The organism is Salmonella sp. SJTUF15591, from assembly GCF_043356435.1.
Classification (GTDB): domain Bacteria; phylum Pseudomonadota; class Gammaproteobacteria; order Enterobacterales; family Enterobacteriaceae; genus Salmonella; species Salmonella enterica.
Genome location: NZ_JBEUJO010000001.1, coordinates 258,016 through 280,421 on the forward strand (window position 1 = coordinate 258,016; position 22,406 = coordinate 280,421).

Annotated in this window: 25 protein-coding genes; 15 read left to right on the forward strand and 10 right to left on the reverse strand. The window is 50.2% G+C overall.

The features are described 5' to 3' along the window. Positions 1-17 precede the first annotated feature (17 nt). From ABVM99_RS01205 to hypA, 3 genes are read left to right on the forward strand one after another with little or no spacing between them, the layout of a single operon-like run. Positions 18-1,079 carry a hydrogenase expression/formation C-terminal domain-containing protein gene (locus ABVM99_RS01205; RefSeq protein WP_052938191.1) on the forward strand — a complete coding sequence of 354 codons (1,062 nt, stop codon included), beginning with the start codon at positions 18-20 and terminating at the stop codon, positions 1,077-1,079. After that, positions 1,067-1,954, forward strand: a complete 888-nt coding sequence (locus tag ABVM99_RS01210) for a dehydrogenase (RefSeq protein ID WP_023194535.1) — start codon at positions 1,067-1,069, stop codon at positions 1,952-1,954. Before ABVM99_RS01205 ends, ABVM99_RS01210 begins: the two co-directional genes overlap by 13 nt. Before the next feature lie 12 nt (positions 1,955-1,966). After that, positions 1,967-2,308, forward strand: a complete 342-nt coding sequence (gene hypA, locus ABVM99_RS01215) for a hydrogenase maturation nickel metallochaperone HypA (RefSeq protein ID WP_000544772.1) — start codon at positions 1,967-1,969, stop codon at positions 2,306-2,308. A gap of 140 nt (positions 2,309-2,448) precedes the next feature. On the opposite strand, the gene ompC is transcribed toward hypA, so the two are convergent. Continuing rightward, on the reverse strand, positions 2,449-3,567 hold the full coding sequence (gene ompC / locus ABVM99_RS01220; RefSeq protein WP_000758336.1) for a porin OmpC: 1,119 nt from the start codon (positions 3,565-3,567) through the stop codon (positions 2,449-2,451). 716 nt (positions 3,568-4,283) lie between these two features. On the opposite strand from ompC, the gene ABVM99_RS01225 reads away from it, so the two are divergent. Further along, the gene (locus tag ABVM99_RS01225) at positions 4,284-4,826 is read left to right on the forward strand and encodes a DUF4440 domain-containing protein (protein ID WP_023194536.1); all 543 of its coding nucleotides are present in this window, start codon (positions 4,284-4,286) and stop codon (positions 4,824-4,826) included. Between the two features lie 55 nt (positions 4,827-4,881). Here the strand turns inward: ABVM99_RS01225 and ABVM99_RS01230 are convergent, their stop codons facing one another. The 4 genes from ABVM99_RS01230 to sad form a co-directional block, all read right to left on the reverse strand. Beyond that, positions 4,882-5,796 (reverse strand): bestrophin family protein, encoded by a 915-nt coding sequence (locus ABVM99_RS01230; RefSeq protein WP_023194537.1) that lies wholly within the window; start codon positions 5,794-5,796, stop codon positions 4,882-4,884. Positions 5,797-6,052: 256 nt separating this feature from the next. Further along, entirely contained in the window at positions 6,053-6,412 is a 360-nt protein-coding gene (locus tag ABVM99_RS01235) for a DUF4186 domain-containing protein (RefSeq protein WP_000992449.1), read from the reverse strand. Then, the gene (glsB, locus tag ABVM99_RS01240) at positions 6,412-7,338 is read right to left on the reverse strand and encodes a glutaminase B (protein ID WP_000090081.1); all 927 of its coding nucleotides are present in this window, start codon (positions 7,336-7,338) and stop codon (positions 6,412-6,414) included. The genes ABVM99_RS01235 and glsB overlap by 1 nt, the downstream gene beginning before the upstream one ends. Before the next feature lie 72 nt (positions 7,339-7,410). Continuing rightward, positions 7,411-8,799: a succinate-semialdehyde dehydrogenase gene (gene sad, locus ABVM99_RS01245; protein ID WP_052938192.1), complete on the reverse strand. Its 1,389-nt coding sequence runs from the start codon at positions 8,797-8,799 to the stop codon at positions 7,411-7,413. A gap of 102 nt (positions 8,800-8,901) precedes the next feature. On the opposite strand from sad, the gene ABVM99_RS01250 reads away from it, so the two are divergent. Next, a complete protein-coding gene (locus tag ABVM99_RS01250) occupies positions 8,902-9,774 on the forward strand; it encodes a LysR family transcriptional regulator (protein ID WP_000366538.1) in 873 nt (290 codons plus the stop codon). Positions 9,775-9,889: 115 nt separating this feature from the next. Further along, positions 9,890-11,080, forward strand: a complete 1,191-nt coding sequence (locus ABVM99_RS01255; protein ID WP_000154617.1) for a sugar transporter — start codon at positions 9,890-9,892, stop codon at positions 11,078-11,080. 46 nt (positions 11,081-11,126) lie between these two features. Here the strand turns inward: ABVM99_RS01255 and ABVM99_RS01260 are convergent, their stop codons facing one another. Beyond that, the gene (locus ABVM99_RS01260) at positions 11,127-11,792 is read right to left on the reverse strand and encodes a MarC family NAAT transporter (RefSeq protein WP_000968968.1); all 666 of its coding nucleotides are present in this window, start codon (positions 11,790-11,792) and stop codon (positions 11,127-11,129) included. A 258-nt stretch (positions 11,793-12,050) separates the two neighbouring features. Between ABVM99_RS01260 and marR the strand changes: the two genes are divergently transcribed. From marR to marB, 3 genes are read left to right on the forward strand one after another with little or no spacing between them, the layout of a single operon-like run. After that, a complete protein-coding gene (gene marR, locus ABVM99_RS01265; RefSeq protein ID WP_000843434.1) occupies positions 12,051-12,485 on the forward strand; it encodes a multiple antibiotic resistance transcriptional regulator MarR in 435 nt (144 codons plus the stop codon). 19 nt (positions 12,486-12,504) lie between these two features. Continuing rightward, positions 12,505-12,888 carry an MDR efflux pump AcrAB transcriptional activator MarA gene (gene marA / locus ABVM99_RS01270; RefSeq protein ID WP_000091194.1) on the forward strand — a complete coding sequence of 128 codons (384 nt, stop codon included), beginning with the start codon at positions 12,505-12,507 and terminating at the stop codon, positions 12,886-12,888. A 28-nt stretch (positions 12,889-12,916) separates the two neighbouring features. Next, positions 12,917-13,132, forward strand: coding sequence for a multiple antibiotic resistance protein MarB (gene marB / locus ABVM99_RS01275; protein WP_000783049.1), 216 nt, complete (start codon positions 12,917-12,919; stop codon positions 13,130-13,132). A gap of 118 nt (positions 13,133-13,250) precedes the next feature. On the opposite strand, the gene eamA is transcribed toward marB, so the two are convergent. After that, positions 13,251-14,153, reverse strand: a complete 903-nt coding sequence (eamA, locus tag ABVM99_RS01280) for an O-acetylserine/cysteine exporter (protein ID WP_072101836.1) — start codon at positions 14,151-14,153, stop codon at positions 13,251-13,253. Between the two features lie 227 nt (positions 14,154-14,380). Between eamA and ydeE the strand changes: the two genes are divergently transcribed. Both ydeE and mgtS read left to right on the forward strand, forming a co-directional pair. Further along, positions 14,381-15,568 carry an efflux MFS transporter YdeE gene (gene ydeE, locus ABVM99_RS01285; protein ID WP_052938193.1) on the forward strand — a complete coding sequence of 396 codons (1,188 nt, stop codon included), beginning with the start codon at positions 14,381-14,383 and terminating at the stop codon, positions 15,566-15,568. A gap of 247 nt (positions 15,569-15,815) precedes the next feature. Further along, the gene (gene mgtS, locus ABVM99_RS01290) at positions 15,816-15,911 is read left to right on the forward strand and encodes a protein MgtS (protein ID WP_000901531.1); all 96 of its coding nucleotides are present in this window, start codon (positions 15,816-15,818) and stop codon (positions 15,909-15,911) included. A gap of 346 nt (positions 15,912-16,257) precedes the next feature. On the opposite strand, the gene ABVM99_RS01295 is transcribed toward mgtS, so the two are convergent. Continuing rightward, entirely contained in the window at positions 16,258-16,650 is a 393-nt protein-coding gene (locus tag ABVM99_RS01295) for a YdeI family stress tolerance OB fold protein (RefSeq protein ID WP_000776351.1), read from the reverse strand. Between the two features lie 426 nt (positions 16,651-17,076). Here ABVM99_RS01295 and ABVM99_RS01300 point away from each other — a divergent pair, with 426 nt between their 5' ends. Next, a complete protein-coding gene (locus ABVM99_RS01300) occupies positions 17,077-17,604 on the forward strand; it encodes a 2-oxo-tetronate isomerase (RefSeq protein ID WP_272709659.1) in 528 nt (175 codons plus the stop codon). A gap of 119 nt (positions 17,605-17,723) precedes the next feature. Here ABVM99_RS01300 and ABVM99_RS01305 read toward each other — a convergent pair whose 3' ends face one another. Then, entirely contained in the window at positions 17,724-17,906 is a 183-nt protein-coding gene (locus ABVM99_RS01305; RefSeq protein WP_000807642.1) for a general stress protein, read from the reverse strand. 344 nt (positions 17,907-18,250) lie between these two features. Then, positions 18,251-20,293, reverse strand: a complete 2,043-nt coding sequence (gene dcp, locus ABVM99_RS01310; RefSeq protein WP_000106261.1) for a peptidyl-dipeptidase Dcp — start codon at positions 20,291-20,293, stop codon at positions 18,251-18,253. Positions 20,294-20,431: 138 nt separating this feature from the next. On the opposite strand from dcp, the gene ydfG reads away from it, so the two are divergent. The 3 genes from ydfG to ydfZ all read left to right on the forward strand — a co-directional run bounded on the left by ydfG (position 20,432) and on the right by ydfZ (position 22,378). Then, a complete protein-coding gene (ydfG, locus tag ABVM99_RS01315) occupies positions 20,432-21,178 on the forward strand; it encodes a bifunctional NADP-dependent 3-hydroxy acid dehydrogenase/3-hydroxypropionate dehydrogenase YdfG (protein WP_000636564.1) in 747 nt (248 codons plus the stop codon). Positions 21,179-21,307: 129 nt separating this feature from the next. Continuing rightward, a complete protein-coding gene (locus tag ABVM99_RS01320; RefSeq protein WP_000215563.1) occupies positions 21,308-21,994 on the forward strand; it encodes a GntR family transcriptional regulator in 687 nt (228 codons plus the stop codon). 180 nt (positions 21,995-22,174) lie between these two features. Then, positions 22,175-22,378, forward strand: a complete 204-nt coding sequence (gene ydfZ / locus ABVM99_RS01325) for a putative selenium delivery protein YdfZ (RefSeq protein WP_000989267.1) — start codon at positions 22,175-22,177, stop codon at positions 22,376-22,378. Positions 22,379-22,406 lie beyond the last annotated feature (28 nt).

Here is a 22,406-nt window from a genome sequence, read left to right on the forward strand (position 1 = left end):
AATGAAAGGTAACACACGTGAATCATTCCAGAACTATTCCAGTCGTTAATATTGCCGGACCAGGCTCGCAGCCAGAAGAGGAAGACTTTAACTTTCTTCCTATCCCCGCCGGCATTAATCTACCACTGACGCCGGTTTTACCGGAACAGGCGCTGCCCGCTGAGCTTCGTGTTGCCAGACACATCCTGACTACGCTTATTCGCGATATGAATAACCCGGTGGCAACGCTCCCCTTTCCCCTGAGCTATAAGCTGAATGCCACTGAGCAACAGAATAGCGGTTTGTTGGATCAACTGCTCGGCGAAGGTGAAATATCCGCCCGGGTACTATTACCCGATGGAAAAGAACAGCGTATTCAGGAGACGGTTTTTACGGGCGTCTGGCGTGTACGTGAATATAACGCTGACCAGCAACGGGTTGCCGATGAAATTATCATTGGCCCGATCCCGGAGAGCATCTGGCAGACGCATCCGCAGCCGCCGATTACGCCAGAATTGCCGCCGCAACCGGCGGGATTGATGAATGGCGCCTTTATCGCGCATGAAATAGCCGAGCGCGTAAAACAGCCGGTAAAAGAGCCGCATATCATTAATTTAACGCTGTTGCCAGTAAACGATGCCGACCGCGAGTATCTGGATCATTTTTTAGGCGAAGGCTGTAGCGCTATTTTTTCACGCGGATATGGTAAATGCCGGATTGTAAGCACGCATTTTCCCGGCGTATGGCGGGTCAATTATTTCAATGATATGAACACATTACTGCAAGATATGATTGAGATAGCGGACATTCCTGATATCGCCGTTGCAGGCATCGACGATATCGAAGATGCCTACGCGGGGCTAAAAAATACGTTGGAATGGTTGAAAGAATACCCGATCACAGAAAATGAGCCAGTGGTGCGCATGGAGTGCAAAGTATGTTGGTGGGTTTACGACCCTGCGCTGGGCGATGACGTATGGCAAATTCCACCCGGCGTGCCCTTCAACCAGTTACCTGATTACTGGTGCTGTCCGGTTTGCGAAACCAGTAAGTCCGGGTTTATGGTGATCGATGAAGGTAATAATTCGTGCAAAGATTGACCGTCTATTCTCACCCGCTACGGATTATCTGGCAGGAGGTGCCGATCGGTCGTTTGCTACAGGGCGCAACGCCGGTATACGCAAAAACGCTTATTTCACGTTTGTTTACGTTGTGCGCTCAGGCGCACAGCGCGGCGGCTGCTTTACTGTTGTTTCCTGAAGAGAAGCCAGATATGCAGGCCGCACAACAAGAGCTGGCGCGAGAAACGCTCCGTCGCGCGTTGACCGACTGGCTCCCCCTGTTTAGCCACCGACAGGCAACCGCTGAAGAATGGGCGTTGTTACGTCGTGGAGAGTTATCCCCGCTGGCAAGCACAATTTTTTTTGACGATGATCCTCAGACCTGGCTTGCCGCTGGCGTAAAGGGCTGGGAAGCTTGGTTTTTGCAAGAGCGTTCTGAAACCGCCCGCTGGCTGGCGGCAGTACAGAATATCATTACACCTACACTACCGATGGCATCGTCCCCGGACCATACGTTAATAACCCATGGTCCCCTGGATGTCTCGCCTCTGGCTATCGAATATCCGCTACTGTCAGCCTGTTGTCTTAGCGGAAAAACGACTGCGCTACGTCTGCTGGCCCGCTGCATTACGCTCGCCCGAAGTTTGAGCGCCCTTCCTACCCTGCGCTGGAATCGTTTTGATGATGGCGAATGGAAAATAGCGGTAGTGGAAACCGCGCGAGGATGGTTAGTTCATCAGGCCAGACTGACGACGTCAGGCAATATTCTTGATTACCGTATTATCTCGCCTACCACACGTCACGCCCAATCTGACGGCGTCATTGCTCGCGAACTGGCCACTATTCCGCTCTCATTGTGGTCGCAACAGTTACAGGTAATTGATCCTTGTGTCGCCGTAAATATTGTTGAATGAAGGAGCTGGCCCATGCATGAATTAGCCCTGGCGCAAAATATTATCGAATTGCTGGAGGAACAGGCAGTAAATCACCAGTTCAGCAAGGTAAAGCAAGTCTGGCTGGAGATTGGCGTTATGGCCTGTGTTGAGGTGCCGGCGCTGCATTTTGGCCTGGACGTCGCCGCTCGTCATACCCTTGCTGACAATGCGCGTTTCCACATTACTATCGCACCGGCGCAAGGTTGGTGTCTGTCCTGTAATCAACCCTTCACCTCTCAAACATCCACACTCTGTTGCCCCTTTTGTCATTCAGGCAAAGTGCAGATAGATGACAGTAGCAGAATGCGCATTCGCGAGATCGAAGTCGAATAGTCAACGAATAATCAATAAAAAAGGACGCCAGAAGCGTCCTGAAATAATAAAAGAATAAATTAACAATAATAAAGGTTAAGCAGTGACACAGTTTTGGGAAAAGGAGGGTATCCCTAAACTGTCTTAATCAGCAAGTTTTATCAAAACTCGTAGACTAAGCCGAGCGCCACGGTGTTGTCTGTATTAGGATTCGATGGGTTGCCATCTTTTAGCAGATTGATTTTGTAGTCAACATACGCGGACATATTTTTATTGAAGTAGTAATAGGAACCCACATCAATATATTTCACAAGGTCGAACGAACCCAGTCCATTAACATCATTGGCTCTGGATTGCAGGAACGCCAGTGATGGGCGTAAGCCATTATCAAATTGATATTGCCCTACCATTTCCCAGTTATCGGTTTTATGTGCAAAGCCGCCCAATGTATCACCCATATAGGTCATATCATAAGTACGGGTATAGTTTGCCGCCAGGTAAATATTATTGGCATCATACTTCACGCCGCCAGTCCAGGCTTCAGCACGGTCGCCATTGTCGTATTTATCTTGCGTCATCTGATCAAGCGTGCGTTTGGAACTGGTATAGGCTGCCCCCAGGCTCACTCCCATGCCCAAATCATATGTCGCTGATGCCCCGAAACCATCGCCATTCTGGTACGCGATACTTTTTCTGGCATTATTACTTAAAGGATCACCTTCTTTCGACAGGCCGTCATTTTTACCCTGATACTGCAACGCAATATTCAGACCATCAACCAGACCAAAGAAATCATTATTGCGATAAGTCAGAACGCCATTCGCGCGTCCGGTCATAAAATTATCGGAAGCTTCATACGAATCATTACCAAATTCAGGCAGTACGTCAGTCCATGAACCAATGTCGTATAACACGCCATAGTTACGACCATAATCAACAGACCCCATATCGGCAAATGCCAAACCAGCAAAACCGAGACGCGTCCAGCTTTGCGGGGAACCGCTGGAGTCACCATCTTCCGGACGATTGGCGTTGACCTGATACTCCCACTGTCCAAAACCGGTTAGTTGATCGGTAATTTGAGTCTCGCCTTTAATACCCATACGGATATAAGATTGATCGCCATCCGTACTATGATTACTGGAAAAATAATGCAGGCCGTCGACCTTGCCATACAAATCCAGTTTATTGCCATCCTTGTTATAGATTTCTGCTGCGTTGGCGGCTCCAGCCATCATCACGGCTGCGGCTACCGCAGATAACACCACTACTTTTTTCATTTTATATGCCTTATTTGTCTTATTTTTGGACTTTCCGCAAAACCTGCTCGCGGAACTGTCCAGGACAATATCACTAACAATTACCGTGCGTTAAGTTTCAAAGTGTAATATTAGCTTGCTATGTATTAGTGATGTTAAAATGCAAGTTAAGCATGACTACATCAATGATATGCCCTGTTTTCTGCTGTAATAACAAGGGGGTTACCAGTAGAGAACTGGCTTACGGTCGGGGATGCCAGGGAGAGAATGGCACTGAACACTCGGCTGGCATTCGTTAAGACGGAATCATAATCAAGTCAGTTGAGGCCACAGCCCTTCTTATTTTTGTGTATAATTTGTTACGTTTACATTTATTTTTAAATTAGCGTTATGAAAATATCAGTACTACTGAAATAGCACTTCTTCGCTTCGTGTATTTTTACTATGGTTAATTATCACATAGCGCAAACGGTCATTTGTGTATCACTATTCATAAGATTAACTATTTACCAGCGGTAATAAACATAAAAGTAAGTCAATGGACAACAACAATACTGAAACTCTAAATGTTGATATTTTGAGTCATGTCGTTACAAACAAATACGATATTCTTAATTGCACTACTCCCTTTTCGGGGTAATTTTATAGAAGGATGTTTTTTATTGTTCGTGAGCCATGCTCCTTTAGTATAAAAGTGAACGTAACAGGAAAGATAAAGCGTCTCAAAAACAGACCATATGGGTATAGCTATTATGCAAAAAACGTCACTATTGTTTTCTGCCGCCGCGATAACGTTAACTCTGATGGCGTCATCGGCATTAGCGGCAACGCCAACCGCCGCACAAAATGAAGCTACGTCGACCGTTAAACAAGAAATTACAGAAGGCATTAACCGTTACCTTTATTCAATAGATAAGGCAGACCCAACGTTAGGCAAGCAGCTTTTTTATGTTTCACCGGATACCAGTTTTATTCATCCACGCGGTCACGAACGCGGATGGTCGCAGATCGCTGAAAATTTTTATGGCACCACTATGGGTAAAACCTTCAGCAAACGCACGTTAAAACTGGACGCTCCCCCGGCTATTCACGTGTATGGCAATGCCGCCGTTGCAGAGTTCGACTGGCATTTTACCGCGGTACGCCGTGATAATGGGCAAACTCAACACACGACAGGCCGAGAAAGCCAGGTGTGGGCGAAGATACCAAACACAGGATGGCGAATCGTTCATGTCCACTACTCCGGTCCAGCCAAAACCGGCGTTGGAGAAGGCTATTAAGCTTTGCTCTTCAGGTTATGGCGCAGATGAACATTCTGCGCCAGTTAAGTCGAGCTCAGGTCAGTTGATAGCGTTTATCCGGTATCCGTTTTGCCGGAATATCCCTTTCATCATTCATTTGCAGTAAATCGATTTCTATCGCATTGCATATCGCATCCAGCGGTAAATCATTATTTTCAGTACCGAACGGATCTTCCAACTCTTCCGCTAACGCATCCAACGCGATAAACGTATAAGAAATAAGCACCGAAATAAACGGCGTCATATAGTGCAGATCAACCACCAGTGCAAATGGCAACATAATGCAGAAAAGATAAACCGTACGATGCAAAATTAACGTATAGGCAAAAGGCACCGGCGTGTTGGCGATGCGCTCACAGCCGGCCAATACTGACGACATATCATTTAAGCGGTTGTTGAGGCTATGAAATAAAATATCGGAAAGCTTTCCGCTGCGGCGGCGAATCGCCAGCCACTCTCCCATCAGCAATAAGATACGGTTAGCGGGGGAATGGGAAGCGACAACTTTCTGTAACGTGTCCTGGTCAAGATAGTTGCCCAGAACTTGCGTTTGAGGCTGTCGACGCAATGTCATACGCAAACAGTGGGCAAAAGCGATTTGTAACCGAACAAAATCCTCGATACCGCGTTCATCAGGCAAGGTTGTTTTCACCTCACGCAGTATTGAGCGTGAAGCGATCATCAACTGCCCCCACAAATGTCGGGCTTCGACGTAACGCGCATAACAGGCATTATTGCGAAACCCCAGAAAAATGGCGATAGCGACGCCCAGTATGCTAAACGGCGCAAGGGTAAACTTAATACCCAGCATTGTGTACCAGGGCAGCATGATAATAACGGCGATAGAAAGAAGAAAGTTAAGGAGCAGTCGTGAAAAGATTTTAGATAACACGGAACCATGCCAGACAAATATCAGGCGAATCCAGTGCTGTTGTGGTCTAACGATCATGATTATCTTCAGCAGGTGAAAAAGCACTGTCATTAAACGTGATCCAGATCAAGGTTGCAAGCTTCTGGTGATACACGGGTTCCCTGCCCTGTAGAACATTTTTTTGCACGGTGTTGACAGGTATTGAAAAAAAAACAACCAAATGTATGTTGTAACTAAAAAGACACTTCAGCACATGAGATATATGACGGTCAACGGCTGCTATCAGTGGTATAGGGGGATTTATCGGGGAAAGCGTCAGCAACGACGCACTGCCCTACCGCTGATTCATTTGTATGACCAGCCAGTAATGGATAACGCTGACAATATACTGTTGCTGCGCTTCGCTCAGCGGTTCTCCCTGAGGTATCTGGTGCCACTTCGCCAGGCACCCGCGACAGCAGGTTGCCGTCGCATGTTGCGCGATAAATACCGGATGGCCCCGCATCGGCGTTTGCTTACCATCATTCGCCGGGTGAGCTGGCGCCAGTCGCTGGGCGATAAAATCGGCGGCGTGTTTATCAATCACCTCCGCGCCTTTATCCCAGCAATATTGTCTTTCTTTTATCCCGAGACGAAAACGCGAACGAAATGTCGATCGCGCCAGGCGGGCAAAGAGCGGTTCAAGCGCATTCATCAGTATACCGAACGTCCTAACGTTTGTGTTAATTGCTCAAGCGCGGCGATACCTGCCAGAGAGTTTCCCGCAGGATCCAGCTCCGGACTCCAGACGGCAATCGCCATTTCATGCGGCACTATGGCGACAATACCGCCGCCCACGCCGGATTTAGCGGGCAATCCCACCCGCCAGGCAAACTCTCCGGCATTCTGATACATACCGCTGGTCGCCATTAGCGCATTAATCTGCCGGGCCTGCATGGGGGTAACTACCGGCTCGTCGAGATGAAACGCCTCGCCCTGATTCGCCAGAAAGACAAACGTCCTCGCCAGTTCCATGCAGCTCATTTTCAACGCACAATAGTGGAAGTAATTTTGCAACACGGTAGGCACATCATGATGAAAATTACCGAATGATTTCATCAGCCAGGCAATCGCGGCGTTACGGGCGGAATGCTCAAATTCAGAGCGCGCGACCGTAGCGTCATACGTAATATCCGATACGCCGCAAAGCGCGCGCACAACTTCCAGCATCCGCTGACGCGGCGCGCTAAGCCGCCCTTGCAACATGTCGCATACCACCAGCGCGCCCGCATTAATAAATGGATTACGCGGGATGCCTTGTTCCATCTCTAACTGAACCAACGAATTGAACGGCGAGCCGGAAGGATCTTTTCCGACGCGCTGCCAGATCTCCTCTTCCGGATAATGACGCATCGCCACCACCAGACTGAGCACTTTCGAAATAGACTGAATAGAGAAGCGTTCGTGCGCATCGCCCGCCTGATAATGCTGCCCGTCCACGGTACAAATCGCTATCCCCAGCTTTGAACCCTCGACGGACGCTAATGCCGGAATATAGTCAGCGACTTTGCCCTGGCCAATGAGGGGGCGAACGCGCTGTAAAATCGTCTCTAAAATTGCATTATCCATGGCCCTGGCCACAACATGCTCCTTGCTCGCAGGTCTGAAAAGGCCTGCGAGTATAGCAGAGGGCGCCACGCGACGTCAGGGCGATTAGACGCGGTTCTTCCAGACGGTCTGCACATTACAAAATTCGTGTAAACCAAAGTGCGAAAGCTCGCGACCGAAGCCGCTTTTCTTCACCCCGCCGAATGCCACACGCGCATCGCTGGCGCTGTACCCATTAATGAATACCCCGCCGCACTCAAGACGCGCCGCCATCCCCGCGGCCAGCGTATCGTCGGCGGTAAAGATCGTCGCCGACAGGCCAAACTCACTGTCATTCGCCAGCGCGAGGGCGTGCGCCGCATCTCTTGCAACGGTAATGGCGGCAACAGGCCCAAAAAGTTCCTGACGAAATGCCGTCATGTCAGGTGTGACATCCGCCAGAACGGTCGCGGCATAATAGTTGCCCTCCCCGGCGATTTTCTCCCCGCCCAACAGTAGCCGTGCGCCTTCGGCGACGGAAGCCTGCACCTGTTGATGGAGTTCATCACGCAGATCAAAGCGCGCCATCGGCCCCAGGTCATTCTCTTCAACCAGAGGATCCCCCATCTTTAATGCTGCGGCAGCCGCCACAAAGCGATCGGTAAACGCCTGCGCAATGCCCTCTTCGACAATAAAACGTTTGGCGGCGGCGCAGACTTGTCCGGTGTTTTGATAGCGTCCGGCAACTGCGGCTTTTACCGCCAGTTCGAGATCGGCATCATTGAGTACAATAAACGGATCCGAGCCCCCCAGTTCCAGTACGCACTTTTTCAGCGCCGCCCCAGCCTGAGCGCCAATCGCCGCGCCGGCGCGCACGCTACCGGTCACCGTCACCGCCGCGATTCGCGGATCGTTAATCATCTGACTCACGCCCTCATTATTAGCGTTCACCCATCCATAGACGCCAGCGGGAGTACCGGCTTCCGTCAAGATTCGGGCTATCATCTGCGCGCAACCCGTGACATTGGGCGCATGTTTTAGCAAGTAGCTATTCCCCGCCAACAGTATCGGCACTGCCCCGCGTAACACCTGCCATAAAGGAAAATTCCACGGCATTATCGCCAGGATGACGCCCAGCGGACGGTATTCAATCACCGCCTGCTGATTTTCTACCAGCGTAGGCTCAGGATTCAGCATTGCCGGGCCATGTTCCGCATACCAGTCGCATAACGCGGCGGATTTCGTCACTTCCGCACGCGCCTGCTTTATGGGTTTCCCCATTTCACGCGTAATACATTGCGCCATCTCTTCTGCATGAGCGCGAAGCGCCTGACCAATATTGCGTAATGTTTGCGCCCGTTGCGCTACTGATGCCAATTTCCACTTCTTGAAACCGCTCGCCGCCAGACTCAGCGCATGTTCAATCTCTTGCGCGTTAGCCCAGGGCATTGCCGCCAGCGTCTGGCCGGTCGCAGGATTCACGGATAACGCCTGTGTTGCAGTCATCATGGTCATGTTCTTTCTCTCGTTATCAGGGGAGTTGTACCATCATGACGCCCTTTACCCTTTCTGAAAAATGAATAATATTAACCAGACTATTCACGAATTGAGAAAACCATGGACCTGACGCAACTGGAAATGTTTAACGCTGTCGCTCTGACGGGCAGCATTACGCAGGCGGCGGCAAAAGTGCACCGCGTTCCGTCCAACCTGACCACGCGTATCCGCCAGCTTGAAGCCGACCTGGGCGTCTCTCTGTTTATTCGCGAAAACCAGCGACTCAGGCTGTCACCAGCCGGGCATAACTTTTTACGTTACAGCCAGCAGATCCTGGCGCTGGTCGATGAAGCCCGCATGGTGGTTGCCGGAGAGGAACCGCAAGGACTGTTTTCACTCGGCGCGTTAGAAAGTACTGCCGCCGTACGTATCCCCGCGCTGCTGGCGGGTTATAACCAGCGTTACCCTAAAATTCAGTTCGCGTTAACGACCGGTCCTTCCGGCGCCATGCTGGATGGCGTGCTCGAAGGAAAGCTGAACGCCGCCTTTATTGATGGCCCGCTAATGCATCCGGGGCTGGAAGGTATACCGGCTTACCAGGAAGAGATGATGATCGTCGCGCCACACGGCCATTCCGTCGTTTCGCGGGCCAGCGAGGTGAATGGTTATAACATCTATGCTTTTCGCGCCAACTGTTCTTACCGACGGCATTTCGAAAGCTGGTTTCATGCCGATGGCGCGACCCCCGGTACGATTCACGAAATGGAGTCATATCATGGAATGTTGGCGTGCGTAATTGCCGGCGCAGGTATTGCGCTGATGCCAGCAAGTATGCTCAACAGTATGCCAGGACATCATCAGGTGGAAGCCTGGCCGTTGGCGGAGAAGTGGCGCTGGCTTAACACATGGCTAATGTGGCGGCGCGGGGCGATGACGCGTCAGCTTGAGGCCTTTATCGAGTTACTTAACGCCCAACTGGCGAGCACCGACTGAAGACGAAACGGCCTGCGAAGTAAATGAGAAGCAGGTCACAAAATGATTGTCTTTTCGCCAGTAAACGTTTTAAGATCGCGGTCTCACCTTCTCGCAACTAACCCGAAATATTTTTATGACAATCAATCCAGTTTCCCGCAAGGTCGCGTGGCTACGGGTAGTTACGCTTGCTATTGCCGCTTTTATTTTCAATACCACAGAATTTGTGCCAGTTGGTTTGCTATCAGACATTGCTGAAAGCTTTCATATGCAAACCGCGCAGGTCGGCATCATGCTAACCATTTACGCCTGGGTAGTTGCCGTCATGTCGCTGCCTTTTATGCTTCTTACCAGTCAAATGGAGCGCCGTAAGCTACTCATTTGTCTGTTTGTTTTGTTTATTGCCAGCCATGTACTCTCCTTTCTGGCATGGAACTTTACCGTGCTGGTCATTAGCCGTATTGGTATCGCTTTCGCCCACGCTATTTTCTGGTCGATAACCGCCTCGCTGGCGATCCGCCTGGCCCCTGCCGGGAAACGCGCGCAGGCATTAAGTCTGATAGCGACCGGCACCGCGTTGGCCATGGTGCTTGGGCTGCCGATAGGTCGCGTTGTTGGTCAGTATTTTGGCTGGCGCACCACCTTTTTTGCCATCGGCATGGGCGCATTAATTACGCTGCTATGTCTGATTAAGCTTCTACCGAAATTGCCGAGCGAGCATTCCGGCTCACTAAAAAGTTTACCTTTGCTATTCCGACGCCCGGCGCTGATGAGCCTCTATGTACTGACCGTCGTTGTGGTGACTGCGCATTACACAGCTTATAGCTATATTGAACCGTTCGTTCAGAATGTCGCCGGGCTCAGTGCGAATTTTGCTACCGTCCTGTTACTGATCCTCGGCGGCGCCGGGATCATCGGCAGCCTCGTGTTTGGTAAACTGGGTAATCGCCATGCCTCGTCGCTCGTCAGTATCGCTATTGCCCTGCTGGTTGTCTGTCTGCTTCTGCTGCTGCCTGCGGCGGATAGCGAAGCGCATCTGGCCATACTGAGCATTTTCTGGGGCATCGCGATTATGGTGATAGGGCTCGGTATGCAGGTGAAAGTACTGGCGCTGGCCCCGGACGCGACCGATGTCGCAATGGCGCTATTTTCAGGCATCTTTAATATTGGTATTGGCGCTGGCGCGCTGGTAGGTAATCAGGTGAGTTTGCACTGGTCAATGTCAGCCATCGGCTATATTGGCGCCATACCCGCCTGTGCCGCGCTGGTATGGGCTGTGCTCATATTCCGCAAATGGCCAGTGACGCTGGAAGAACAACCGCATTAAGACATTCGTCTGCCGGGAACAGGTTTCCGGCAGACGACAATGCGCCTTAGTGGTACGTTTTAATAATTTCCAACACGCCGTTGATAATAAATTGCACGCCCATACACACCAGCAGGAATCCCATTAAGCGGGAGATCGCTTCAATCCCCCCTTTACCCACCAGCCGCATAATAGCGCCAGAACTGCGTAAGCATCCCCACAGGATCACCGCCACGGCAAGAAAAATAATCGGCGGCGCGACCATAATGACCCAGTCGGGAAACTCGCCGCCATGACGCACCGTGGAAGCGGAACTGATGATCATTGCGATGGTCCCCGGTCCTGCGGTGCTTGGCATCGCCAGTGGAACAAACGCAATATTGGCCGTCGGTTCGTCTGCCAGCTCCTCCGATTTGCTTTTCGCTTCCGGCGACTCATGCGCCTTCTGCTGCGGGAAAAGCATTCTGAAGCCGATAAACGCCACGATTAACCCCCCGGCGATCCGTAGCCCTGGAATCGAAATACCGAAGGTGTTCATAACTAACTGCCCGGCGTAGTACGCCACCATCATAATAGCGAAGACATAAACCGAAGCCATATAGGACTGCCGGTTGCGTTCCGCACTATTCATATTGCCCGCAAGGCCAAGAAACAGCGCCACGGTGGTTAGCGGATTGGCTAACGGGAGCAGTACGACCAGCCCCAATCCAATCGCTTTAAACAAATCCATCATAATACTATCTCTTACCCATCAGCGTTTCATGAACCGGAAGTATAAAGTGAAATTACCCAGGCGCGCCATTTCGCCAGTGTGCAAATTAATATCCTCTACAACCTATAACCTGTAATTATCAATTAGTTACAAGTTATCACAGCACAATACCCCGGACGCCTTTTAGCAAATCGTGGCATCGGCCAATTCATTTAGTTGACTTATACTTGCCTGGGCAATAGTATCTGACGAAATTAATTACTTGCCGGGGCAACCATTTTGAAAAGCACCAGTGATCTGTTCAATGAAATCATTCCGCTGGGTCGCTTGATCTACATGGTAAATCAAAAAAAAGATCGCCTGTTAAATAACTATTTATCCCCGCTGGATATCACCGCAACACAGTTTAAAGTGCTGTGCTCGATACGCTGCGCGGGATGTATTACCCCGGTTGAACTTAAAAAAGTGCTGTCTGTCGATCTCGGCGCATTGACGCGGATGCTCGACCGCCTGCTGTGCAAAGGCTGGATCGAAAGACTGCCAAATCCTAATGACAAACGCGGCGTACTGGTGAAGCTAACGCCGGACGGCGCGGCAATTTGTGAGCAATGTCATCAACGACCAGGGCAAGACCTGCATCAGGAATTAACAAAAAACTTAACGGCGGACGAAGTGGCAACGCTTGAGTATTTGCTCAAGAAAATTCTGCCGTAGACAAAAAAGAGGTATGACGATGTCCAGACGCAACACTGACGCTATTACTATTCATAGCATTTTGGACTGGATCGAGGATAACCTGGAGTCGCCGCTCTCACTGGAAAAAGTGTCTGAGCGTTCAGGATATTCCAAATGGCACCTGCAACGGATGTTTAAAAAAGAGACCGGTCATTCATTAGGTCAATACATCCGCAGCCGTAAGATGACGGAAATCGCGCAAAAATTAAAAGAGAGCAACGAGCCCATTCTCTATCTGGCGGAACGCTATGGCTTTGAGTCACAGCAAACATTGACCCGGACGTTCAAAAACTATTTTGATGTGCCGCCACACAAATACCGGATCACCAATATGCATGGCGAATCACGGTATATGCTGCCGCTGAACCATGGCAACTACTAGTTTGTTTATGCGCCACGCGAAGAGCACCATGAAAATGCTGTTTCCCGCCCTGCCGGGTCTGTTACTTATCGCCTCCGGATATGGCATTGCAGAACAAACTTTGTTACCTGTGGCGCAAAATAGCCGCGATGTGATGCTTCTGCCCTGTGTGGGCGATCCGCCAAATGACCTTCACCCCGTGAGCGTGAACAGCGATAAGTCAGATGAATTAGGCGTGCCCTATTATAACGACCAACACCTTTAACCTCTTTGCCCCGTTTTGCGGGGCATTTTTTTAGTACCGTCTGGCGATGACAAGTCCGCCGCTATTACCTCGCGGCATGGTCTGAAATTAGCGTTTGTCTTCTTAGTAACATAATGCCTCATCCCCTGACGCGCGCAGTACGGCGCACACGAAATCCAAACACATTGATATAGAGTCCAGCCATAATCAGTACTGCGCCCGCAAGCTGCATCCCGGTCAACGTTTCCCCGAGTAACACCGCGGCGCTCGCCAGCCCGACTACCGGCACCAGCAATGATAACGGCGCCACGCGCCAGGTCTCATAACGCCCCAGTAACGCGCCCCAGATGCCGTAGCCAAGTATAGTGGCGACAAAAGCCAGATAAAGCAGCGACAATATCGTCGTCATATCGATGGTAATAAGGCTTTGCGTAATGTGATCCGCCCCCTCCAGTAGCAGCGATGACAGCAGGAACGGCAGGATCGGGATCAGCGCGCTCCAGACCACCAGCGACATCACCGCCGGGCGCAGACTATGTTGCATAATTTTTTTATTAAAGATATTGCCGCAGGCCCAGCTAAATGCCGCCGCCAGAGTCAGCATAAATCCCGACATCGCTATATGCTGTCCGTTGAGACTGGCTTCAATCAATACCAGTACACCTATAATCGCCAGGGCGATCCCCGCTAACTGCTTACGTTGTAACCGCTCACTAAAAACAAACGCCCCTAACGCCATGGTAAAAAAGGCCTGCGCCTGTAATACCAACGACGCCAGTCCTGCGGGCATACCAAACTTTATCGCGCAAAAGAGAAAGGCGAACTGCCCAAAGCTTATCGTCAGGCCATAGCCCAGCAACAGCGTAAGCGGGACTTTAGGCCGGGCGACAAAGAAAATTGCCGGAAACGCCACCAGTAAAAATCGTAATCCTGCCAGCAATAATGGCGGCATATGGTGCAGGCCTACTTTGATGACAACAAAATTGAGCCCCCATACGACAACCACCAGTAACGCCAAAAAACCGTCTTTACGCGACATCATCGGCCCCTGTCATTATTAAAATTTTGTAAAAAGGTAAGTTATCGGAAATCAGTGCGCCATAACAGGACTTTTCTTTTTACCGTGAGCATGGCATTGAACAACACACGATGGGCAAAATCCTGCGTTATGGTATGTTAAGACTACGCTATAGCGTACAGACATCATGCTTTTGCGGGCACGGTAGATTAAAACGTCCCGATACGTAACCTCCATTTCAGGCAGGAAAAATGAATCCAGGATTGAGACGTTCGACGTTGGCTCTACTCGCCTCATCGCTGTTATTGACAATTGGACGCGGGGCCACGCTCCCCTTTATGACCATCTATCTTAACCGTCAGTACGGTTTAGGCGTGGATCTGATTGGCTACGCGCTGACCAGCGCGTTAACGATCGGCGTCATCTTTAGTCTTGGCTTTGGGATTCTGGCGGACAAGTTTGATAAAAAGCGCTACATGTTACTCGCGATTATCGCCTTCGCCTGCGGATTTATCGCCATCCCAATGGTGCATAATGTCGTACTGGTTGTCCTGCTTTTTGCGCTTATTAACTGTGCCTATTCGGTTTTTTCTACCGTCCTGAAGGCCTGGTTCGCCGATAATCTCACCGCGACAACAAAAACACGGATTTTTTCGCTCAACTATACCGTACTCAATATCGGCTGGACGGTTGGCCCGCCGCTCGGCACGCTGCTGGTGATGCAAAGCATCAATTTACCCTTCTGGCTTGCCGCTATCTGTTCCGCATTTCCGCTGGTCTTTATTCAGGTATGGGTGACACGTTCGGTTGACGCCAGCGAGGGGAAAAATGCCGCTATCTGGTCTCCCTCCGTTCTGCTGCGCGACAAAGCATTATTGTGGTTTACGCTTTCGGCATTTCTGGCCTCCTTTGTGGGGGGCGCCTTTGCGTCCTGTATTTCACAGTACGTTATGGTCGTTGCCGATAGCGGCTTCGCGGAAAAAGTGGTAGCCGTCGTCCTGCCGGTTAATGCGGTTATTGTGGTCAGTTTGCAATACGCCGTGGGCCGTCGACTTACCGCCGTCAATATTCGACCAATGATGACGACCGGCACCGTCTTTTTTATCGCCGGGCTCATCGGATTTATTTTTTCAGGCGACAATCTGTTTTTTTGGGGGCTTTCAGCGGCAGTATTCACGATTGGCGAAATTATTTATGCCCCCGGCGAATATATGTTAATTGACAACATTGCGCCTGCCGGGATGAAAGCCAGCTATTTTTCAGCGCAATCGCTGGGCTGGCTGGGTGCGGCGGTAAACCCGCTGGCCAGCGGCGTCATCCTGACGACGCTTCCCGCCTGGTCGCTTTTCGTTGTCCTGATAATCGCCATTGTGTTCGCCTGGGCACTGATGTTAAAAGGAATGCGGATTACCCCTACGCAACAGGCTATCACCTGTTAATTATCTGCAGCCAGTGATGTGCGCAGTTTCTGGCGCACCGGGTTAACCCTATATATTGCAGGCTAATTATCTGCTGTCACTGCGGTAATTCAGGAATATTCCTGGGCGCTGACGAAAATATTCTAATGCTTTACCCTTCCAGTAAAATAAATACGCAATTCAGACTTTGCTTAAGCATAAATTAGTACTATAGTCTGTACGAGGTTTTTTAAAAAAGAGGATGCACGCTAAAATAAGGAGAAACGAGATGTTAGGCAGTATTAACCTTTTTATCGTTGTATTAGGAATTATTTTATTTTCCGGATTTCTGGCCGCCTGGTTCAGTCACAAATGGGATGATTAATGAACGGAGATAATCCCTCGCAGAGCCGGCCCCTTGCTGCATCGTTGCGCAAGGGGCCGCTTTTGTCTGGATGGCAGGCAAAAAAAACCGCCGGTTCACCAGCGGTAAATGCTTGCATGGATAGATTTGTGTTTTGCTTATACGCTACCGGGCAAATTCTTGCGAGGATAACGGATCGCTAACGACTGTAGCACCGTCAATATCAATGAAGCTTAAACGATACGCAACCAGACCTGAATAAGACATTATGGGACTTTTTGTCCCCAGGGCGCTTTTACAAGACCCATAGTATCAGGCCAGCCGCGTGCCCCCTATGGCTGACCTGGAGATTGCCGGTTAGCGCGCGTTATTTTTGCAATCGGTTCACGCGAACAAGCGGTTCCTTCGCTTTCTTGTCCAGACTACCGTTAATGTTGATCATTTGATCCGGCTGAACTTCCCGCCCATCAAATACGGCGGAAGGAATTATCACGTTAATCTCGCCGGATTTATCACGAAATACATAGCGATCGTCGCCTTTATGATCAATAAGGTTGCCGCGCAGCGAAACGGTCGCGCCATCATGCAGGGTTTTTGCCTGTTCGATGGTCATTTTTTCTGCATCATCCGTACCACGATAACCATCCTCAATAGCATGAGGCGGCGGCGGTGCCACGTCTTTTTTTAATCCCCCCTGATCTTCCGCTAGCGCGTAAGGCATTATCAGAAAACTTAAAAATGCAGCCACCTGTAGTTTCATGCTCTCTCCTTAATAACGTCTATTTGACGTATTAAGTCTGGCCGCTATTTTTAGTTTTTACAAACATGAATTTACCCGCAGAATATTAAGCAATAAAATCAACCCATCCGGATTAATATGCAACCGACATCAGCGCCGGTGAGCGCGAAAGCGTAACGGCGTAATAGTTAACTTGCCACATAGCTGAAGTCATATGCATCAACGTCTGGATAGCAATTCAGAATAATCGGCTTTATTTTTTGAGGATAATGGCCTTATGCATAATCAATGACAGTCATCGCCGCAGGAAAGTAAGCAAGTTATGCAACAGCGGGCTTGTTGGTAACTGGATAAAATAATCATTCACTGACAATGTCATAAAATAAATATGCCATACTTGAGAAGAACGAACAGATTTCATTTGTCTCTGTAACGGAAAAATAAACGATGAGATTAGAACAGCACGATATTGTCACCCTTGATGAAGCCGAATCCCTCGATAGCCTGACAAAAAAACTTGGTGATTTACTGGTTAACCAGAAACTCCGTCTGACCACTGCAGAATCCTGCACTGGCGGGAAACTGGCTTCAGCATTGTGCGCAGCAGAAGATACGCCCTCATTTTACGGTGTGGGTTATGTCACCTTTACTGATGAAGCCAAAGCAAAAATCTTACGCGTACAACGCCACAGCCTTGCCGAACATACCGCCGTCAGCGAAGCGGTCGTTACTGAAATGGCACAGGGCGCTAAGGATCAGGCTGAGGTCAATATCAGCATAGCGATCAGCGGCTATGGCGGTCCGGAAGGCGGCGAAGATGGCACGCCGGCGGGCACCGTTTGGTTTGCCTGGAATATTAACAATACAACTTTTACAAGCCGACAACATTTCAACGGAGATTGTCAGGAAGTATTGGAAAAATGCGTACGCTTCGCCCTCGCTGAATTGCTTTTTCTGTTAACGAAGAAAGCATAAACAATAATTTCATCTGACCGGTCAGAATAACTCCCGGTCAGAATAAAAAAATGCGAGCCTATGGCCCGCATCGTATGTGCAATATTTCAGAATATATTTATGAAATATCAGGAGTAAAATTAATTGCCGGATTTCCGTCCGCCACTGTGGCTATTCTGGCCACCTTTTTTACCCGCTTCAGATGCACGCTGTGGGTCGTTTTTAAAGTTCCCACCGCTATGCTGGCCGCCTTTACGACCTGCTTCTGAGGCTTTCTCTTTATCTTCTGCAAAATTACCGGAACCGCCGCGATGTTCTGCCATAATATAATCCTCATGATGATGTTGCGTTTTAAATATGATATGTCTTCTCATATCATGTGATACAGTTCTAAATCTAGTCGCCCTGTGCGCAGTGTCAAATTCATTTCTGCATTATTTACATAATGCCAATGCATGGCGGAAAATATATTTTTTGAAAACATCAACAGCGAAGCGGTAATAAATCTTTGGCAATCAAGCCACCACGGGAAAATAAGTAGAAAAATCCGAATGCACGCCCTTGTTATATTCAGACAACTTAACCCCATAAATTTAACTGGCTGTCATCAGAAGTGCAGGATTCATTTTCAGGCGGTTGTTCGACAGTGCCGAACAACCGTATCAGCTTAGCGATCGAGCCCACGATATTGCAACATGGGGTCAATATGCGGTTCATGTCCACGCCAGGCTGAATAAAGCGTTTCTAAATCAGTACTATTCCCCCGGGAAAGGATAGCATCACGAAAACGCTGCCCGTTTTCACGCGTCAGGCCGCCCTGCTCTACAAACCATTGATAACCGTCATCCGCTAACATTTGCGTCCAAAGATAGGCGTAGTATCCCGCTGCGTAGCCGCCGCCGAAGATATGGGCAAAATAACTGCTGCGATAGCGGGGCGGCACTGCCGGTAAATCAAGATGCTCGGCGGCCAGCGCCTGCTGCTCAAACTCAGCGACAGACTGCTCTGCTACGCTCTCCTCCAGCATATGCCAGCGCATATCCAGCAATGCGGCGCCGAGCAATTCAGTCATATCGTAACCTTTATTAAATAAACTCGCCTTGCGCATTTTTTCCTGTAAATCAGCAGGCATTTTTTCACCGCTGTCGACATGACGCGCGTAGCGTTCGAACACACGTGGATGGCTCGCCCAATGCTCATTAATCTGGGAGGGAAACTCGACAAAGTCGCGGGGCGTATTGGTACCTGAAAGCGTGGCATAACGCTGGACGGCAAACAAACCATGTAACGTATGACCAAACTCATGGAAGAGTGTAATAACGTCGTCCCAAAGCAGTAATGCAGGCTGCCCATCAACAGGTTTCTGATAGTTACATACGTTGTATATAACGGGCCGGGTTTCATTGAGTGTGGATTGCTCGACAAAATTCCCCATCCACGCGCCGCCGCTTTTCGAGTCCCGCGCGAAGAAGTCGCCATAAAATAACGCCATGCCGACACCATCGGAATCGAAAATCTCCCACACCCGAACATCAGGGTGATACACCGGAATGTCAAAACGCTCGACGAAGGTGATGCCGAATAGCTGGTTGGCGGTCCAGAAAACCCCCTCTTGCAACACCGTATTTAAGGCAAAATAGGGCTTCAGTTGCGCTTCATCTAACGCATATTTTTCCCGCCGTACCTGTTCGGCATAGAACATCCAGTCCCAGGCCTGAACGGTGTAGCCGCCCTGCTCACCATCAATGACGTTCTGAATTTCCGCCTGTTCATTGAGTACCCGCTGACGCGCTGGCGGCACAATGCCACGCATAAAGCTCAGTGCGGCTTGCGGCGTTTTCGCCATTTGATCGGCCATTTTCCATGCGGCATAATTGGGGAAACCCAGCAGTTTTGCCTGACAGCGACGAATCTCTACCAGACGCTGAACGATAGCGCGGGTATCGTGGGCATCTCCTTTTTCCGCCCGAGTCCATGACGCTGCGAATAAATTTTCGCGAGTCTGGCGATCGCGCAGTGTAGCAAGCGCAGGCTGTTGCGTCGTATTAAGGAGCGGAATGAACCAGCGCTCCTCCAGGCCTTTTTCACGCGCCGCTTCGGCAGCGACGGTCATTTCTTCCGGGCTTAATCCTGCCAGGCAATGCGCATCATCTACCGCCAGCCCGCCCGCTTTACTTGCCGCCAGCAGACGCTGATTAAACTGACTCATTAAGGTCGCGGATTCAGTATTCAATACTTTCAGTCGCGCTTTATCCTCTTCGGCAAGCTGCGCGCCTGCCAACACAAAACGCTGATGGATCACATCGACCAACCGTAGCGACTCATCATCCAGCCCCAGTGAGTGACGCTGTTGCCAGACGGCATCCACGCGAGCGAATAACGCGCTATTCAGATAAATATCGTTGGAGAGCGCCGCCAGCTCGGCAGAAAAGGCCTCATCCAACCGCTGGAGTTCATCGTTAGTATGCGCGGCCGTCATCGCGAAAAAAACGCTGGTGACGCGTGACAGAAGCGCCCCGCTTTGCTCCAGCGCCAGAAGCGTATTCGTAAAATCAGGGGCCGCCGGATGATTGACGATGGCCTCGATTTCCACGCGTTTTTGCCGCACGCCCTCATCAAAAGCAGGACGATAATGGCAATCTTTGATCCGATCAAAACGCGGTGCCTGATAAGGCAACATACTCTGGTCTAACAAAGGATTCGTCGACATTTTTCACTCCTGAAAATAGGTTGATCATAAGAGTAAGCTTCCCCCTATGCTGACCGCAACCGTGTTAACCAGGATTACCCTTTCATAAACGCCGCGTGCTATGGTAATACAACACAAAAAGCGTTGAGGAACTGTGTGATGATCGTTTTAGTAACTGGAGCAACCGCAGGGTTTGGCGAGTGCATTGCACGCCGTTTTGTTGAGAATGGACATAAAGTCATTGCCACGGGACGTCGTCATGAACGCCTGCAAGCGTTAAAAGATGAGCTTGGCGAGAACGTATTGACCGCCCAACTGGACGTGCGCAACCGCGCGGCCATCGAAGAGATGATGGCCTCTCTGCCTGCGCAGTGGCGCGATATTGATGTGCTGGTCAATAACGCCGGTCTGGCGCTGGGTCTTGAACCGGCGCATAAAGCCAGCGTAGAAGACTGGGAAACTATGATCGATACTAATAATAAAGGCTTAATTTATATGACCCGCGCCGTGCTGCCAGGAATGGTCGAACGTAATCGCGGTCATATCATTAACATCGGTTCAACCGCCGGCAGTTGGCCTTATGCTGGTGGCAACGTCTATGGCGCGACGAAAGCCTTTGTGCGCCAGTTTAGCCTGAATTTGCGCACGGATTTACACGGCACGGCGGTTCGCGTGACCGACATTGAACCGGGTCTGGTTGGCGGTACCGAGTTTTCCAGCGTCCGTTTCAAAGGCGACGATGAGAAAGCGGGTAAAACTTACGAAAATACCACCGCGCTCACGCCAGAAGACATTACCGAAGCGGTATGGTGGGTGGCCACGCTCCCCGCGCATGTGAATATTAATACCGTTGAAATGATGCCTGTTACCCAATCCTTCGCAGGGCTCAGCGTCCACCGTAGCTAAGGGGTTATACCCGGTCTGCGGGCCGGGTAATCCCTGGCAAACGTATCTGCAACCAGAAACATGATCGGTATAGACCGCCACGGAAAAGTGGTAGAGTATCCGGGTCAACCGCCTAAAAAGTAAGAATGAATGACCGTCGAAACGCAGCTTAACCCTACACAGCCTGTCAACCAGCAAATTTACCGTATTCTTCGGCGTGATATCGTGCATTGTCTTATCCCGCCTGGCACGCCGCTATCAGAAAAAGAGGTCTCAACCCGTTTTAACGTTTCGCGTCAACCGGTGCGCGAGGCTTTTATAAAGCTGGCGGAAAATGGGTTGATTCAGATCCGCCCTCAGCGCGGTAGTTATGTGAATAAGATTTCGCTTTCTCAGGTACAGAATGGCTGTTTTGTACGGCAGGCGATCGAATGCGCGGTGGTCCGCCGTGCGGCGGCGATGATCACCGACAACCAGTGCTATCAACTGGCGCAAAACCTGCACCTGCAACATATTGCCATCGAGCGCAAACAGATTGATGATTTTTTCCAGCTTGATGACGATTTCCACCAAAAACTGGCGCAGATCGCCGATTGCCAGTTAGCGTGGGATACCATTGAAAATATCAAAGCGACAATCGACCGGGTTCGCTATATGAGTCTGGATCATGTTTCTCCGCCGGAGATGTTGTTGCGCCAGCACCATGATATTTTCTCCGCGCTGGAAAATCGTGACGGCAATGCGGTTGAGAGCGCAATGACCCAGCATTTGCAGGAAATTAGCGAATCCGTTCAGCTTATCCGTCAGGAAAACAGCGGCTGGTTTAGCGAAGAGTAACCCCCTTTAACGTCGGGGTGAGACGCCTTCTCCGCTTTCTCACCCTGCACATTCCCGCCTAAAAAGCCGTGAGCTTGATCAAAAACAAAAAAAATTCGCAACGATAAGCGTATTTATATGTCGCCCGTCATGCGGGGAAACCTGCGGGCTTTGGCAGTAAGTTTGAAAGGAGAAAACACCATGATGACATACGATCGTAACCGTAACGCAATCACTACCGGTAGCCGGGTCATGATAAGCGGCACGGGCCATACCGGGATTATCAAAGCCATTGAGAGCGAAGGTCTGGATGCAGGTCAAATTCGCCGCGGCAAAACGGTGATTGTCGAAGGTTGTGAAGGTAAATTCGCGCCGGTCGAATTGATTCGTCTTGGCATGAACTGATACCACAGGCCGCCAGGAACCGTTCCGG

What these genes read in the sequence shown, in the direction of transcription:
- hypA (WP_000544772.1), top strand. Translation starts at nt 1,967, where the DNA reads ATGCATGAATTAGCCCTGGCGCAAAATATTATCGAATTGCTGGAGGAA.
- ompC (WP_000758336.1), bottom strand. Translation starts at nt 3,567, where the DNA reads ATGAAAAAAGTAGTGGTGTTATCTGCGGTAGCCGCAGCCGTGATGATG.
- ABVM99_RS01225 (WP_023194536.1), top strand. Translation starts at nt 4,284, where the DNA reads ATGGGTATAGCTATTATGCAAAAAACGTCACTATTGTTTTCTGCCGCC.
- ABVM99_RS01230 (WP_023194537.1), bottom strand. Translation starts at nt 5,796, where the DNA reads ATGATCGTTAGACCACAACAGCACTGGATTCGCCTGATATTTGTCTGG.
- ABVM99_RS01235 (WP_000992449.1), bottom strand. Translation starts at nt 6,412, where the DNA reads ATGAATGCGCTTGAACCGCTCTTTGCCCGCCTGGCGCGATCGACATTT.
- sad (WP_052938192.1), bottom strand. Translation starts at nt 8,799, where the DNA reads ATGACCATGATGACTGCAACACAGGCGTTATCCGTGAATCCTGCGACC.
- ABVM99_RS01250 (WP_000366538.1), top strand. Translation starts at nt 8,902, where the DNA reads ATGGACCTGACGCAACTGGAAATGTTTAACGCTGTCGCTCTGACGGGC.
- ABVM99_RS01255 (WP_000154617.1), top strand. Translation starts at nt 9,890, where the DNA reads ATGACAATCAATCCAGTTTCCCGCAAGGTCGCGTGGCTACGGGTAGTT.
- ABVM99_RS01260 (WP_000968968.1), bottom strand. Translation starts at nt 11,792, where the DNA reads ATGATGGATTTGTTTAAAGCGATTGGATTGGGGCTGGTCGTACTGCTC.
- marA (WP_000091194.1), top strand. Translation starts at nt 12,505, where the DNA reads ATGTCCAGACGCAACACTGACGCTATTACTATTCATAGCATTTTGGAC.
- marB (WP_000783049.1), top strand. Translation starts at nt 12,917, where the DNA reads ATGAAAATGCTGTTTCCCGCCCTGCCGGGTCTGTTACTTATCGCCTCC.
- eamA (WP_072101836.1), bottom strand. Translation starts at nt 14,153, where the DNA reads ATGATGTCGCGTAAAGACGGTTTTTTGGCGTTACTGGTGGTTGTCGTA.
- ydeE (WP_052938193.1), top strand. Translation starts at nt 14,381, where the DNA reads ATGAATCCAGGATTGAGACGTTCGACGTTGGCTCTACTCGCCTCATCG.
- mgtS (WP_000901531.1), top strand. Translation starts at nt 15,816, where the DNA reads ATGTTAGGCAGTATTAACCTTTTTATCGTTGTATTAGGAATTATTTTA.
- ABVM99_RS01295 (WP_000776351.1), bottom strand. Translation starts at nt 16,650, where the DNA reads ATGAAACTACAGGTGGCTGCATTTTTAAGTTTTCTGATAATGCCTTAC.
- ABVM99_RS01300 (WP_272709659.1), top strand. Translation starts at nt 17,077, where the DNA reads ATGAGATTAGAACAGCACGATATTGTCACCCTTGATGAAGCCGAATCC.
- ABVM99_RS01305 (WP_000807642.1), bottom strand. Translation starts at nt 17,906, where the DNA reads ATGGCAGAACATCGCGGCGGTTCCGGTAATTTTGCAGAAGATAAAGAG.
- dcp (WP_000106261.1), bottom strand. Translation starts at nt 20,293, where the DNA reads ATGTCGACGAATCCTTTGTTAGACCAGAGTATGTTGCCTTATCAGGCA.
- ydfG (WP_000636564.1), top strand. Translation starts at nt 20,432, where the DNA reads ATGATCGTTTTAGTAACTGGAGCAACCGCAGGGTTTGGCGAGTGCATT.
- ABVM99_RS01320 (WP_000215563.1), top strand. Translation starts at nt 21,308, where the DNA reads ATGACCGTCGAAACGCAGCTTAACCCTACACAGCCTGTCAACCAGCAA.
- ydfZ (WP_000989267.1), top strand. Translation starts at nt 22,175, where the DNA reads ATGATGACATACGATCGTAACCGTAACGCAATCACTACCGGTAGCCGG.